Below are 13,852 nucleotides of genomic sequence, written 5' to 3' on the forward strand. Positions count from 1 at the left end.
GGCCGGGATCGCGGGCACCTCGGAGCCGATCGAGCCGGCTCCGGCCTGGACGGTGATGATCGCGGTGCCGACGTCGACCGTCTGGCCCTCGTCAACGAGCACGTCGACCACGGTGCCGCTGAACGGCGAGGGGAGCTCGACGAGCGACTTGGCGGTCTCGATCTCGACGAGGACCTGGTTGACGGCCACCTCGTCGCCGACCTTGACCTTCCAGGCCACGATCTCGGCCTCGGTGAGACCCTCGCCGACGTCGGGGAGGAGGAACTGCTCTGTCATCGGGGGGACTCCTGTGGGCTCGTGCGGGCGGATGTCGCGCGCGTCAGTACGCGAGCGAGCGGTCGACGGCCTCGAGCACGCGGTCGACGTCGGGGAGGAAGAGCTTCTCGACCTTGGCGGGCGGGAAGGGGGTGTCGAAGCCGGCGACCCGGAGGACCGGCGCCTCCAGCGAGAAGAAGGCGCGCTCGGTGACGGTCGCCGCGATCTCGGAGCCGAGGCTCACGTTCGCGGACGCCTCCTGCGCGACGACGAGCCGACCGGTCCTGCGGACCGACGCGAGCAGCGGCTCCCAGTCGATCGGGGAGAGTGAGCGCAGGTCGACGACCTCGACGCTCGTGCCCTCCTCGCCCGCGAGCTCGGCGGCCTGGAGGAGGACCGCGACCATCGGGCCCCAGCCGACCAGCGTGACCTCCGTGCCCTGGCGGACGACGCGGCTGGCGTGCAGCGGCGCGGCGGAACCGCTGAGGTCGACGTCGCCCTTGGGCCAGTAGCGGCTCTTGGGCTCGAAGAACATGACGGGGTCGTCCGAGGCGATGGCCTCCTGGATCATCCAGTAGGCGTCGTTGGGAGTCGACGGGCTGACCGCGCGCAGGCCCGCGGTGTGCGCGAAGTACGCCTCGTTGCTCTCCTGGTGGTGCTCGACCGCTCCGATGTGCCCGCCGTAGGGCACGCGGATGACGACGGGCATGGTGATCGCACCCTCGTGGCGGTTGGTCATCTTGGCCAGCTGCGAGGTGATCTGGTCGAACGCCGGGTAGATGAACCCGTCGAACTGGATCTCGCAGACCGGGCGGAAGCCGCGCATCGCGAGCCCGATCGCAGTGCCGACGATGCCGGACTCGGCGAGCGGCGTGTCGAGCACGCGCTTCGCCCCGAACTCGGCGTGCAGGCCCTCGGTGATGCGGAAGACGCCGCCCAGGGGGCCGATGTCCTCGCCCATCAGGAGGACTCGGTCGTCCTGCGTCATCGCTCGGCGGAGGCCGGCGTTGAGCGCCTTGGCCATGGACATGGACTCGAGCTGCGACCCGGTGAGGGGCGGCTGCGCGGCCGTCGTGCTGGTGTCGATCGTCATCACTCGCCTCCGAACGATTCTTCGTAGCGCTGCAGCCACGCCTTCTGCTCCTCGACGAGCACGTGCGGCTCCGAGTAGACGTGGTCGAACATGACGCCCGTGGGTGGGACCTCGAGGGCGAGGAGGCGGCGGCGGATGTCGGACGCGAAGTCCTTCGCCTCCTCGTCGACCTCGTCGAAGAAGGACTGCTCCACGCCCTCGCTCCGCAGGAACGCGGCGAAGCGGGTGATCGGATCCTTCGCGACCCACGAGGCGAGTTCGTCGTCGGTGCGGTACTTCGTCGGGTCGTCGCTCGAGGTGTGCGCGCCGATCCGGTAGGTCAGCGCCTCGATGAACTGGGGACCGCCGCCGGAGCGCGCGTCCTGCAGGTGCTTGGCGGTGACCGCGTAGCTCGCGAGCACGTCGTTGCCGTCGATCTGCACGCCGGGGATGCCGAAGCCGGAGGAGCGGAGGTAGAGGGGGCTGCGCGACTGCGTGGCCACGGGGACCGAGATCGCGTAGTGGTTGTTCTGGAGGAAGAAGACCTCGGGAGCCTGGTAGCTCGCGGCGAAGACCATCGCCTCGCTGACGTCGCCCTGGCTGGAGGCGCCGTCGCCGAAGTAGACGACGACGGCCGCGTCCTTCTCGGGGTCGCCCGTGCCGGTCGCTCCGTCGAAGGTGAGGCCCATCGCGTAGCCGGTCGCGTGCAGGGCCTGCGAGCCGAGCACCAGCGTGTAGAGGTGGAAGTTCCCGTTCGTCGGGTCGGTCGGGTCCCAGCCCCCGTGCGTCGTGCCGCGCAGGAGCGCGAGGACGCCGAGCAGGTCGATGCCGCGGATCTTGCCGACGACGTGCTCGCGGTAGGAGGGGAACACGTGGTCCTGCGGGCGCATCGCGAACGCGGAGCCGACCTGCGCCGCCTCCTGCCCGTGGCTCGGGACCCACAGTCCGAGCTGGCCCTGGCGCTGCAGGTTCGCGGCCTCGGTGTCGAAGCGGCGGACCACCGCCATCTCGCGGTAGAAGGAGCGGTGCTGCGCCTCGTCCACCCCGTCGAGGTAGGAGGCGTACTGCTCGGCCGCGGGGGTCGGCGAGAACCGCCCGTCCGCGGAGAGGAACTGGACAGTCGGCGACTCCGTGCTGGTGGCTACCACCCGACTAACCTATCCGTCTCGCGGGGTGGCCCTCGGGGAGGGAAGCCACAATCTCGGCCGCCGCGCTGAGGAGCTTGTCGACAGAGCGCGCCTCGCCGACGGAGACGCGGATCCCCTCCGGCGGGAACGCGCGGACCACGACCCCGGCGCGCTCGAAGACCTCGGCCGCCCGCGCCGTGTGCTCGCGGGTGTCGAACCAGAGGAAGTTCGCCTGCGGCTCCGGGATCGTCCAGCCCTGGTCGAGCAGCGCCCGCCAGAGGTCGTCGCGGAGGCGGGTGATGCGGTGGACGCGCTCGAGGAGCTCCTCGCGGTGCTCGAGGGAGGCGACCGCCGCGGTCTCGGCGAACCGGGTGACCGAGAGCGGGATGGCGGTGGAGCGGGCGGCGTCGAGGATCCGCGCGTGGCCGATCGCGTAGCCGACGCGGAGGCCGGCGAGGCCGTACGCCTTGGAGAAGGTGCGAGCGATCACGAGGTTGGGGTAGCGGCCGAGCAGGCGGGTGCCGTCCACGGCCCGCTCGTCGTCGACGAACTCGGCGTACGCCTCGTCGAGGAGTACGAGGACGTCTCCCGGGACGCGCTCGAGGAGCGCCTCGACGTCGTCGGCGGTGGCGACGGTGCCGGTGGGGTTGTTGGGGCTGCAGACGATCAGCAGGCGGGTGCGCTCGGTGACGGCCTGCGCCATGGCGTCGAGGTCGTGGGTGTCGTCGGCGCGGAGCGGCACGCGCACGCTGGTGGCGCCCGCGGTCGTGACGAGCGAGGGGTACGCCTCGAACGAGCGCCAGGCGTAGACGACCTCGTCGCCCGGGCCCGCCGCCGCGGTGATGAGCTGGGCGATGACCGCGACGGAGCCGGCTCCGACGATCACCTCCTCGATCGGGACGCCGTACTCCGCGGCGAGCGCTGTGCGCAGGGCGGTCGCCGCCGCGTCCGGGTACCGGTTGAAGTCGTCCACCTCGCGGACCCGCGCGAGCACGGAGGGCAGCGGGTCGAACGGGTTCTCGTTGGAGGAGAGCTTGAAGGCGTCGGCGGCGGCCGCGCGGCCCTGCTTGTAGGCGGGGAGCGCCAGGATCTCGGGGCGGAGGCGGACGGGAGGCTCCTGCTGGTCGGTCACCCGCCCCATGCTAGGCGGCGCGGCGGCGGGCGCCCCGCCGTTCCGCGCGCGCCGTCCCCCGCCCTCGACGGGCGTGCGCCGGGCCCCCTTCCCACCGGTCGAGCGCCGCCGGTGCGGCCCGGAGGTGCGGCCGACCCGGGTCTCGGATGCGCGAACCGCCCCGCTGACCGGCGCCCACGGCGGCCGTCCCCCGATTAGGGTGCAGTGATGCGGAGTCGAGGGCGAGCCGAGCGGCGCGGGGGTGCGCGCCCGCTCCTCCGGGGCGCCACGGCCGCGATCGCCCTGCTCATCGCCGCCGGCGCGCTCACCGGATGCACGCCCTCCGCGGAGGGCACGCAGGCGACCCCGACTCTCCGGGAGACGTCCATCGACGTCGCCGCTCCCCCGGCCTACACCGCCGCGCGCGAGGCCGGCCTCGCGCTGCGGAACGACTCGCTCGCGCTCCTCACCGCGACCGACGGCACCGTCGCGGGCGCGGCCCGCACCGATCTGCTGGTGGCGATCGGATCCCTGAACGCAGCGCTCGAGGGAGTCTCGGCCGACGCCATCACCACCGCGACGACCGCGGCCGGGGAGCAGCGGACGGCGCTGGCCGAGCGCGTGCTCGGCCTCGCCACGTCGACCCTCGCCTCCGGTCGCGGATCGACGTCCCGGCGGGCGGTGCTGACCGACGCGGTCGAGCAGCTCCGGAGCGCTCTCGCCTCGGGAGCCGCGGTCGCTCCGCTGGCCGTCGCCGTGATCGAGGCGCGCGAGCCGCTCGTCCCGGAGCCGGGCAGCGGATTCGCTCCTCCCCCGCGCCCCGCGCCTCCCGCCGCTCCCCGGCCGACCACGGCGCCCGAGCCCACCCAGGAGCCGACGCCCGATCCCCCGGCTCCGGAGCCGACCGAGGCCCCGCAGCCGACGGCGGAGCCCCTGCCGCAGCCCGAGCCCACCGCGGTGCTCCCTCCGCGGACCTGCGCCGACGACCCCCGCCTCTGCACTCCTGCGCCCGAGCCGACCATCGGCGGGCCCCTCACCTGAGCCCCGGCTCGCGGCCCGCCCCGCCTGCGGGGATAGTGGAGGCATGAGCAGACTCCTCCTCGGCCTCCTGACCAACGCCGTCGCGATCTGGCTCACGACCCTGGTCGTGGCGGGCGTGCGCGTGGACCCGTACGAGGAGGGCCCCGCAGCGGCGGTCCTCACGTACCTGCTGGTGGCGGTGATCTTCGGCGTCGTCAACGCCGTCGTCGGCGGAGTGGTGCGGGTGGTCGCATTCCCCCTGTACGTGCTGACGCTCGGCCTGGTCTCGTTCCTCGTCAACGGCCTCCTGCTGCTCCTGACCGCCTGGATCAGCGGCCTCTTCGGCTTCGGCCTCGTCGTGGACGGCTTCTGGTGGGGCGTGCTCGGCGCCCTCGTGCTCGCCCTGGTGAACTGGTTCATCGGCCTCCTCCTGCGCCCCTTCCTCCGCCGCCGTCAGGACTGACACCGCGGGCTCGGCAGTCAGCATCGGCCGCGCCGCCGCCGCCCGGGAGGCGTCGCGCGCCATCGGTGGACGACGGCCGCGATCGGCCTGCTGTGGAGGAGCCGCGGTGCGCCATGATGGGCGGGTGACCCCCGACTCCCCTGCGCCCTCGGCCTTCGCCGTGTGCTTCGTCTGCACCGGCAACATCTGCCGGTCGCCGATGGCCGAGGTGGTGCTGCGCTCCCTGGCGGAGCAGGCGGGGCTCGGCTCCGCGATCGAGATCAGCTCGGCCGGCACCGGCGAATGGCACCTCGGCGAGCACGCCGACAGCCGCGCCCTCGCGGCGCTGGAGCGTCACGGCTTCGACGGGGGCCGCCACCGCGCCCAGCTCTTCGACCCGTCCCGCTTCGCCGAGTTCGACCTGGTCGTCGCGCTCGACCACGGGCACGAGCGCGCGCTGCGCTCCTGGGCGCGCACCGAGGTCGACCGGCAGAAGATCCGCCGCCTGCTCGACTTCGAGCCCGGCCTCTCCCCGCAGGGCGACGTCCCCGACCCCTACTATTCCGATGCGGCGGCGTTCGACTCGGTGCTCGCGCTCATCGAGCGCGCCTGCCGGGCCCTCTTCGCCCAGATCGAACCAGGACTGCGCGGCAACCGCTCGGTCCGCCCCGACTCCACCGACGCGCGCGCCGCCCTCGCGCAGGACACCTGAGAACCGGAAGGCACCACCGCATGACCTCGCTCCCCACCCAGCCGCTGAGCCCCCTCGACGGCCGCTACAGCGGTGCCGTCTCGTCGCTCGGCGAGTACCTCTCGGAGGCGGGGCTGAACCGCGCGCGGGTGCACGTCGAGGTCGAGTGGCTGCTGGCGCTGACCGACCGCCGCCTCTTCGGCTCCGAGCCCGTCGACGCGGCGACCGCCGAGGAGCTGCGCCGCCGCGCCCGCGACTTCGGCCAGCCCGAGATCGACGAGCTGGCGACCCTCGAGGCCCGCACCCGCCACGACGTGAAGGCCGTGGAGTACCTCGTCCGCCAGTGGCTCGAGGAGCTGGGCCTGCAGCGCATCGCCGAGCTCACCCACTTCGCCGCCACCAGCGAGGACATCAACAACCTCTCCTACGCGATCGTGGTCCGCCAGGCCGTCGGCGAGATCTGGCTGCCGAAGCTGCGCTCGGTCGTCGCGTCGCTCCGGGAGCTGGCCGTCCGCTACCGCGACGAGTCGATGCTCAGCCGCACCCACGGCCAGCCCGCGACCCCGACCACGATGGGCAAGGAGTTCGCCGTCTACGCGTACCGGCTCGAGCGGGTCGTCGCGCAGATCGAGGCGACGGAGTACCTGGGCAAGTTCAGCGGAGCGACGGGCACGTTCGCCGCGCACCTCGCCGCCGACCCCGGCACCGACTGGCCCGCCCTCGCGGAGGAGTTCGTCACCTCCCTCGGCCTCGTCTTCAACCCGCTGACCACCCAGATCGAGTCGCACGACTGGCAGGCCGAGCTCTACGGCAGGGCCGCGCACGCGAACCGCATCCTGCACAACATCTGCACCGATGTCTGGACCTACATCTCGCTCGGCTACTTCCGGCAGATCCCCCAGGCCGGGGCGACCGGCTCGTCCACGATGCCGCACAAGATCAACCCGATCCGCTTCGAGAACGCCGAGGCGAACCTCGAGCTCTCCAGCGCCCTGCTCGACTCGCTCGCGCAGACCCTGGTCACCTCGCGCCTCCAGCGCGACCTCACCGACTCGACCACGCAGCGCAACATCGGCGTCGCGTTCGGCCACTCCCTCCTCGCCCTCGACAACATCGCCCGCGGCCTGCTCGAGATCGACCTCGACCCGACCGCCCTCGCCGCCGACCTCGACGGCAACTGGGAGGTGCTGGCCGAGGCGATCCAGACGGTGATCCGCGCAGAGGTGGCGGCCGGCCGCTCCTCGATCACCGACCCGTACGCGCTGCTGAAGGACCTGACCCGCGGCAAGCGCCTCGGTGCCGACGACCTCGCCGTCTTCGTGCAGGGTCTCGACATCGGCGACGCGGCGAAGGAGCGCCTGCTGGCGCTGACGCCGGGCGGCTACACGGGCCTCGCCTCGTCGCTGGTCGACCGCCTGAGCTGATCCGCCGGGCAGCGAGCGCGCGGGTGCCGCCGTCCTCGAGAGCGAGCACTCCGACTCCTGCGTGCTCGCGGCGGCGCGGTCGACGGCGGCGCGATGTCGGGGGTCGCACCTAGCGTCGGCGGCATGGCAGCGTGCGCGATCGGAGGGTGCGCCTCCTCGGCCGAGACGGGCGCCCCCCTCGCGCTCTGCGCGGCGCACCTCGGGCTCGCGCACGACTGGGTCGCCCGCGAGGACGGCGTGATCGACGTCCTGCCCTCGCCGTGCGCGGCGTGCGGGTCCCGCCTGGGCGTCCGGCTCCCCTCCGCCTGGCTCTGCGCCGCCTGCGAGTGGCGGCTCGGCGACGCTCCCGACGGCGAGCTGCCGCCGCCCCGGGTCGACGTCGTCTACTACATCCGCTTCGGCGAGCGGATCAAGATCGGCACCAGCGGCAATCCCCGGCAGCGCCTCCACCGGCTCCGGCACGAGGTGCTCCTCGCGTTCGAGCGCGGCGGGCGAGCACTCGAGCAGCATCGGCACGCCCAGTTCGCCGACGAGCGCCTGGAGCGCACCGAGTGGTTCGCGCGCAGCCCCGTGCTCGACGCCCACATCGAGACCGTGCGCGCCGGGGAGCCCGACCCCTGGGCCCTGCACCGCCGCTGGCGCAGCGAGGCGCTGGCCCTGCGGCTCTGACGCGTCGGCTGCGAGCCGGCGGCGACGACTCGACCGCTCCGACTCGCCGGCTCCCACTCGACGGTTCCCGCTCGCCGGCACTGCGTCGGCGGGTCCCGCTCTGCCGAGCCGGACACCGGGACGGAGCGACGGGGACGGAGCGACGGGGGCGGGTCCCGGAGGACCGTCCCGCAGCCGCCGCGTGACGCGCTCAGCGCCCCCAGGCGTCGACGAGCAGCGGACCGCGGATATCGCGGAGCCGGTCGACCAGACGGTCCGCCAGCGCGGCCGTGACTCCCGTGGCGACCAGGTCGTGTGGGCCGAGCGGCAGCAGCTTCCCCGTGCGGATGCGCACCACCTCCCATCCGGCGGAGCGGAGCGCGCGGTCCTTCCGCCGGTCGGCCTCCTCGCGGTGCCCGACGTGCTCGAGTCCGTGACGGCCGGTGGAGTCGTACTCGATCGCGACGCGCAGCTCGCCGAGCACCAGGTCGGGCCACGCCTCGCAGTGCTCGAAGAACGGCCGCGCGAGACGCACCGCCGTGTGCGCCGGATCGAAGACGAGCCGGTCGGCGAGGAGCGCCCGGAGCCGGGCCTCGACGGCGGAGGCGGGAGGAGGCGCGCACCGGCTCGCGAAGGGCTCGCCGACGGGGAGGTCCGGCGTCTTCGGGCACACGCGGGCGGGCCGGGCTCGGGAGCGGGCCGGGCGGGCGGCGGGGCCGGCGGACGGGACCGCGGCCGGAACGGCGGAGGCGGCGGTACGAGGGGCGGGCGGGAGCGCGGCCCGAGCGGCGGCAGCTGGAGGGGTGGATCGAGCGGACGGAGGAGTCGACGACGCGGCGCGCGCGGATCCGCTCGGGTCGGCGGGTGACACGGACCCGCGGCCGGTGGGTGACACGGACGTCGGGAGCCCCCGCGCGATCACGGCGGGCGGCGCCAGGAGGACGAAGGAGCCGTCGTCGGGGGCGGCCGCCGGCGCGAGCACCTCGGCGAGCCGGCCGCCGATCATCGGCGCGGCCCGGGGCAGGCGCGGCGAGGCGAGCTCGGCGCAGTCGGGGCACCAGGAGGAGCGGCGCCGCTCCCGGCCGGGACGCTGGCGCTGCTCCTCGGGAGTGGCGACGAAGACGTGTCCGGCGTCGCAGAGCCAGCACAGGTACACGTCGGCCGCGGGCGGGATCTGGCTGAGCACGATGCCCTCGTTGTACTCGGGGCGGTACTGCCGCACCAGGACGGGGTAGGACGCCCACGCCTCCCGGTAGGTGCCGACCGCGTAGGGGACGTCGGCGCCGCGCGAGAACCGCCGCCGCTGCCACCACCGCCCGATCGCCTCCGCCACCCTCCGCACGCTACGCGCGACCACCGACGCGGAAGCGGCGCCCGCGTGCGCAGGCGGGATCTCGAGACGCCCTCCGGGCTGCTCCATCAGCATGCGCGGCGGAAGGGACTATCCGCCCGCGCGGCGTGCTCCCGGTCGACTGGGAGCGGCGGAGCCGTCCCTCACCTAGTGAGCGGAGTCCTGCTCGTCGATGTCCGCGATCTCGGCCTCGTCCGGCTTGAAGGTCAGCGAGAACATGGCGATCGCGACGAGCACGACGATGAAGGCGACGCCGAACGAGATGAGCGCGACGACCGGCTCGCGGGTCGAGAGCATGACGACCAGGCCGACGAAGGCCGCCATCACCGCGGAGAAGCCGATGAGCTCGAGCGGGCGCAGGCGGTCCTTGCGGGTCGGCTGGAACGTGCGGGGCGTGAACTCGCCGGGGTCGCGCGCCGGGGCGGAGTCGGCCGCCGAGGCGCGGTCGGCGGGAGAGGCGGGGTCGGGCTGCTGGCCTTCGGCGGTCATCGGTCTCCTCCGGAGGTCGGTGTCGTGGGGGCGACGGGATCGTGTCCGGTGGCTGCGTCGGCGCCGGCGGCCCATTTGAGCGAGAACGCCGCGATGGCGAGGAAGACGGCGACCATCACGGCGTAGGCGCCGAGGAGGCCGACGGTGACGACGGGGTGGGGCGGGAGGAGTCCGAAGGCGGCGCCGAGCAGCATCGTGCCGACGCCGACGATCACGGAGTCGCGGGCGGCGAGGCCCTGACCGCGGCGGCCGCTCGAGAACTCGAGGAAGCCGGAGAGCAGCGCCCAGCCGGCGACGAGGGCGACGAAGGAGAGCAGGTTGGCGACCGGGAGCGCGACGAGCGCCGCGACTCCGGCGACCAGGGTGAGCACCGCGGAGCCGAGGGCGAGCGGGCGGGCCCGGCCGCTCCAGCTGCGGAGCCCGAGGGCGAGCGAGACGGCGCCGGTCGCGATCGCGAAGCCGCCGAAGACGGCGAGGCCGAAGGCGGGCCCGTGGTCGGGCGAGAAGGTGACGACGCAGCCGGCGACCGCCGCGATCACGGCGCGCGCGAGGGGCAGGGTCCACAGGCGGCGGTCGGAGTCGGCGGCGATGGCCACGGTCGAGCCTCTCTGGGATGGAGGGAGAAGGCGTCCGGGAGCGGACGGCTGGGCGCGCGACGGCACGGCGACGCGGACTCCAGCGATTTTACGCTCCCGCGGCTCCGCCCAGGCCCGGAGCGGGGCCGGGGGCGCGATCCGGGGCGAAGTCGCAGGCGGCTCAGCCGAGCCAGACCTCCTCCACCCGCGGGAACACGGCGTCGGCGGAGAAGCGCTCACGGAAGCGCGCCCCGGCCTTCTCGACGACCTCGGCCCGGGCGTCCTCGTCGGTGATGAGCTCGGTCAGCGCGGCGGCGAGGCCCTCCACGTCTCCGGGCGCGACCACGCGGCCGCAGCCGTCGCCGAGGACCTCGGGGATGCCGCCGACCGCGGTCGAGACGACGGCCGCGTCGCGGGCGAGTGCCTCGAGGATGAAGATCGGCATCGCCTCGTCGCGCGAGGGCAGGACGGCGATGGACGCCTCGTCGAGCAGGGCGAGCAGGCGGGCGTTCTCGAGCGAGCCGAGGAACTCGATCCCCGGGACGCCGCGGTCGACGACCTCCGGCTCGCGGATCGGACCGGCGACCAGCAGGCGCCAGCCCTCCTTGCCCTCGACCTGCGCCCACGCCTTCTGCAGCACGTCGACGCCCTTGCGGTGGCTGACGACGCCGCCGAAGACGACGGTGCGGGTCTTCTCGCGCGGGGTGCCCTGCTCGAGCGCGTTGGGCACGAGGTGCACGCGCTCGGCGGGGACGTAGCGGCGGCAGATCGCCGAGGTCTCCTCCGAGAGCGAGATGATCTCGTCCGCGCTGCGCAGCACGTCCTTCACCAGGCGCGGGTGCGCGGCGGTGAAGGCGGCGAACTCGCTGCCGTGCAGGTGGGCGACCGTGCGCAGGCCCAGGCGGTGCGCGAGGCGGAGGAGGGACCCCTCGCGGAGGAACGAGCCGCGCTCCGAGAGGTGGACGACGATCACGGCGCCGGGCTCCCGGCGCGCGATCGCGACGATGCGGGCGGCGGCGCCGGCGGCCAGGCGGGCCGCGGCGACGTGCTCGCCCGGAGCGGTGCGGGAGGAGATCACCCGGACGTCCGAGCGCTCGAACGGCCAGCGCAGGTACCCGTTGACGACCTGCGTCATGCCTCCGGGGACCTCTCCGCTGCGGCCGACGTGGTACACCCGCGTCTTCGGGCCGGCAGGGGCTGCCGCGGCGGCCGGGCGGCTGCGGGGCGGCACGGCGAGCAGCGCCTGGATGTCGTCGCGGACGCCGCGGAGGCGTCCGCGGGCGACGAGCAGCTTCTCGAGCAGCTCGCTCCGGCGGGCGACCACGGCGGAGAAGGTCTCGACGCCGGCGGCCGGGGTCGTCCGGGACATGTCGACGGTGACGTCGTGGATCCCGATGGTCTCGAAGTGGCGCGAGGCCTTCGTCGATCCGTCCATCTGCAGGCTCACCGGGGCCGCGCCCTCGGTGAACGCCATGATGATCACGTGCAGCCGGTCGCTCATCGCGACGCGGGCCGTGCGGTAGAGCTCGCGCAGCAGGATCTCGTGCTCGTCGTGGGTGTGCGCCGGATCCCAGTCGAGGATGTCCGCGTCGAGGTCGGCGGCGAGACGGCGGGAGCGCTCGGCGTCGACGGCGACCTGCGTGACCACGACGATGTCGAGGTCCTCGCGCTCGGCGAAGCCCTTGATCGCGGCCAGCCACTCCTGCTCGGGATAGGGGCGGGCGTCCACCTCGTGGTCCTCGCGGAGGGAGAGGACCAGCACACGCCGCTCCTCGTCGGGCTGCGCGGCGAACGCGGTCAGCTCCGCGTCGCTCGAGCCCTCGCCGTAGCCGAGGTCGGGCATAGCGGCGCCGACGCGCATGTAGCCGGCGGTCTTGTCGTCGCGCCAGCGGGTGTAGCTCGAGAGCGCCATCGAGGGCCACATGATCGCGCGGGGCAGCGGGGCGAAGTTGCGGGTGCCCACGCCGGCGCGGATCACGCGGCCGCCGCCGAGGCGCACCAGGGCGATGCCCGGGAGCATCACGAGGTGCTCCTTCATCCCGATCAGGGTCAGCTGGATCTCTCCCGGCTTGAACACCGAGTTCGCCCGGCCGGCGAGGGCCTCGCGAGCGAGCGCCGCGTACCAGCGCAGGAGCGAGCGGTACACCGTGTCGTCCGGGCCCAGGCGCAGGCCGTCGTCGTAGCCCCACGGCGAGTGGCCCACGTAGACGTGGAGCGGACCCGACTCGCGGAGCCAGTCGAGGAGCTGGCGACGCAGGATGATGTCGCCGATGTTCTCGTACTGGCCGCGGCCGACGGCGAAGATCGATCGGGCAGGTGTCACGGGCGGGCCTTTCGGAGGGGTTCGCGTGGGGGTGACCGGTGCGGAGCGGGGAGCGTCGCGGGTCTCCCCGGTCGATCCTCCTGCCGCGCTGCCGTCGTGGGCCGGGCCGGCCGGGCTCCGCAGGAGCGGGCTCGGGGCCGATGGCGCCCCGGGCAGACTAGCGCAGGCGGGCTCGGCGGCTCGAGGAGGAGTGCTCGCGTCAACAGCCGTTGGTGACCAGGAAGGCCTTGAGGAAGGCGCCGGTCTGGTAGACGTACTGGTTCACCAGGTAGTCCAGGCCCATCGGCTCGCCCGAGGGCACCATCGAGAGCTCGCCGGAGTAGCAGCGCTCGATGATCATCTCGGCGCGCACGAGGTGGGAGGCGTTGGTGATCACGATGACGTGGTCCCAGCCGTACTGCTCGGCCATGTCGCGCAGCTGCCGGGCCTCTCCCTGGGTCGTGAGCGGGTCGGCGGAGTAGCAGAGGACGTCGCCGCCGGGCTCGTTGCACTTCTTGTACTTCTTGGCCTCGTAGGGAGCGTTCATCTCGCCGGGGCCGACCGAGAGCACCATCGTGTCCGTCGCCCCGGAGGTGATGATCCGGCGGGCGAACTCGACGCGTGCCCTCGTGGAGGGGCCCAGCACGAAGACCGCGTCCGCCTGCTCAGGGATCGGGTCGATCGGGGGCGTGACGTAGAGCGGGATCCCGGCGCCGAAGAGGGCGAGCACCACGAGGGGGACGAGCAGGAGCCGTCCGATCACGGTGCGAGCGCGGACCCGGGGGCATCTCGGGCGCTCCCGGGACGGCGGGGTGGACGGGCGGTCGCCGGTCGCGGTCGTGGCCGTGTCCATCGCGTCCTCCCTCTCGTCGGGACCGCCGCTCGCCCGCGGCGGGTGATCCGCGACGCGGGTGCGACGGCGATCACCAGTGGAGAGCCCATCATCGCAGTGTTTCGGCGAGGGGTCGGCCCGGTGAACGCCCGGTCAATTCTCTCGCCCAGCGGCCCGGCCCGGGGCCGTGTCCAGAGTCGCCGGGTAGGGTCGCCGTTCCTCGACCGAGCAGCACTCCCCCTCGTCCATTCCGCGGACGGGCATTCCCGGAGTCCCCTCCCGATCCGACATCCGCCCTCCGATCCGTCGTCGACAGCGCGTGTGACCGTCCGTATACACGCATGCGCGGCGGTCCGCCAGTCCTTCAGCGGAATCGCTGATATAAGCCCGACCACCACGCCCGAATGGGGTACTACAACCTGAATCCGTCTCATCCAGCCATCAGTCGCAAGGCCCGTCTATAGCGTCGGGAGGACCAGCACCACCCCCTTGAGCAGCCCCCTCGAACCGCCC

14 protein-coding genes are annotated in these 13,852 nt (G+C 73.6%); 5 read left to right on the forward strand and 9 right to left on the reverse strand.

Annotated features, from left to right (window positions below; genetic code table 11):
- The 4 genes from C5C57_RS16870 to hisC all read right to left on the reverse strand — a co-directional run.
- A partial coding sequence (locus C5C57_RS16870) for a biotin/lipoyl-containing protein (protein ID WP_308471469.1) occupies positions 1–276 on the reverse strand: 276 nt, incomplete at its 3' end.
- Positions 277–319: 43 nt separating this feature from the next.
- The gene (locus tag C5C57_RS16875; RefSeq protein ID WP_181027250.1) at positions 320–1,285 is read right to left on the reverse strand and encodes an alpha-ketoacid dehydrogenase subunit beta; all 966 of its coding nucleotides are present in this window, start codon (positions 1,283–1,285) and stop codon (positions 320–322) included.
- Between the two features lie 62 nt (positions 1,286–1,347).
- Positions 1,348–2,475, reverse strand: coding sequence for a thiamine pyrophosphate-dependent dehydrogenase E1 component subunit alpha (locus tag C5C57_RS16880; protein ID WP_104247992.1), 1,128 nt, complete (start codon positions 2,473–2,475; stop codon positions 1,348–1,350).
- Positions 2,476–2,479: 4 nt separating this feature from the next.
- Entirely contained in the window at positions 2,480–3,595 is a 1,116-nt protein-coding gene (gene hisC / locus C5C57_RS16885) for a histidinol-phosphate transaminase (protein ID WP_104247991.1), read from the reverse strand.
- Positions 3,596–3,793: 198 nt separating this feature from the next.
- Between hisC and C5C57_RS16890 the strand changes: the two genes are divergently transcribed.
- From C5C57_RS16890 to C5C57_RS16910, 5 genes are all read left to right on the forward strand, one after another.
- A complete protein-coding gene (locus C5C57_RS16890; protein ID WP_146082471.1) occupies positions 3,794–4,606 on the forward strand; it encodes a hypothetical protein in 813 nt (270 codons plus the stop codon).
- Between the two features lie 43 nt (positions 4,607–4,649).
- Positions 4,650–5,048 carry a phage holin family protein gene (locus C5C57_RS16895; protein ID WP_104225199.1) on the forward strand — a complete coding sequence of 133 codons (399 nt, stop codon included), beginning with the start codon at positions 4,650–4,652 and terminating at the stop codon, positions 5,046–5,048.
- A gap of 124 nt (positions 5,049–5,172) precedes the next feature.
- Positions 5,173–5,739: a low molecular weight protein-tyrosine-phosphatase gene (locus C5C57_RS16900; RefSeq protein WP_181027248.1), complete on the forward strand. Its 567-nt coding sequence runs from the start codon at positions 5,173–5,175 to the stop codon at positions 5,737–5,739.
- A gap of 20 nt (positions 5,740–5,759) precedes the next feature.
- Positions 5,760–7,142, forward strand: a complete 1,383-nt coding sequence (gene purB, locus C5C57_RS16905; RefSeq protein WP_104225198.1) for an adenylosuccinate lyase — start codon at positions 5,760–5,762, stop codon at positions 7,140–7,142.
- A gap of 123 nt (positions 7,143–7,265) precedes the next feature.
- Positions 7,266–7,811 (forward strand): GIY-YIG nuclease family protein, encoded by a 546-nt coding sequence (locus C5C57_RS16910; protein ID WP_104247989.1) that lies wholly within the window; start codon positions 7,266–7,268, stop codon positions 7,809–7,811.
- A 190-nt stretch (positions 7,812–8,001) separates the two neighbouring features.
- Here C5C57_RS16910 and C5C57_RS16915 read toward each other — a convergent pair whose 3' ends face one another.
- The 5 genes from C5C57_RS16915 to C5C57_RS16935 all read right to left on the reverse strand — a co-directional run bounded on the left by C5C57_RS16915 (position 8,002) and on the right by C5C57_RS16935 (position 13,270).
- Entirely contained in the window at positions 8,002–9,123 is a 1,122-nt protein-coding gene (locus tag C5C57_RS16915) for an endonuclease domain-containing protein (RefSeq protein WP_258072766.1), read from the reverse strand.
- 165 nt (positions 9,124–9,288) lie between these two features.
- A complete protein-coding gene (locus C5C57_RS18580) occupies positions 9,289–9,630 on the reverse strand; it encodes a hypothetical protein (protein WP_258059918.1) in 342 nt (113 codons plus the stop codon).
- A complete protein-coding gene (locus tag C5C57_RS16925; RefSeq protein WP_104225185.1) occupies positions 9,627–10,226 on the reverse strand; it encodes a DUF308 domain-containing protein in 600 nt (199 codons plus the stop codon). Before C5C57_RS16925 ends, C5C57_RS18580 begins: the two co-directional genes overlap by 4 nt.
- A 160-nt stretch (positions 10,227–10,386) precedes the next feature.
- Positions 10,387–12,528, reverse strand: coding sequence for a glycosyltransferase family 4 protein (locus C5C57_RS16930; protein ID WP_104226626.1), 2,142 nt, complete (start codon positions 12,526–12,528; stop codon positions 10,387–10,389).
- A 199-nt stretch (positions 12,529–12,727) separates the two neighbouring features.
- On the reverse strand, positions 12,728–13,270 hold the full coding sequence (locus C5C57_RS16935; protein ID WP_146084859.1) for a YdcF family protein: 543 nt from the start codon (positions 13,268–13,270) through the stop codon (positions 12,728–12,730).
- Between the last annotated feature and the right edge of the window lie 582 nt (positions 13,271–13,852).

Source organism: Rathayibacter sp. AY1C5 (assembly GCF_002931705.1).
Classification (GTDB): domain Bacteria; phylum Actinomycetota; class Actinomycetes; order Actinomycetales; family Microbacteriaceae; genus Rathayibacter.

Excerpts from the sequence above, each read along its gene's own strand:
- C5C57_RS16875 (WP_181027250.1), bottom strand. The coding sequence starts at position 1,285 with ATGTCCATGGCCAAGGCGCTCAACGCCGGCCTCCGCCGAGCGATGACG.
- hisC (WP_104247991.1), bottom strand. The coding sequence starts at position 3,595 with ATGGGGCGGGTGACCGACCAGCAGGAGCCTCCCGTCCGCCTCCGCCCC.
- C5C57_RS16890 (WP_146082471.1), top strand. The coding sequence starts at position 3,794 with ATGCGGAGTCGAGGGCGAGCCGAGCGGCGCGGGGGTGCGCGCCCGCTC.
- C5C57_RS16895 (WP_104225199.1), top strand. The coding sequence starts at position 4,650 with ATGAGCAGACTCCTCCTCGGCCTCCTGACCAACGCCGTCGCGATCTGG.
- purB (WP_104225198.1), top strand. The coding sequence starts at position 5,760 with ATGACCTCGCTCCCCACCCAGCCGCTGAGCCCCCTCGACGGCCGCTAC.
- C5C57_RS16910 (WP_104247989.1), top strand. The coding sequence starts at position 7,266 with ATGGCAGCGTGCGCGATCGGAGGGTGCGCCTCCTCGGCCGAGACGGGC.
- C5C57_RS18580 (WP_258059918.1), bottom strand. The coding sequence starts at position 9,630 with ATGACCGCCGAAGGCCAGCAGCCCGACCCCGCCTCTCCCGCCGACCGC.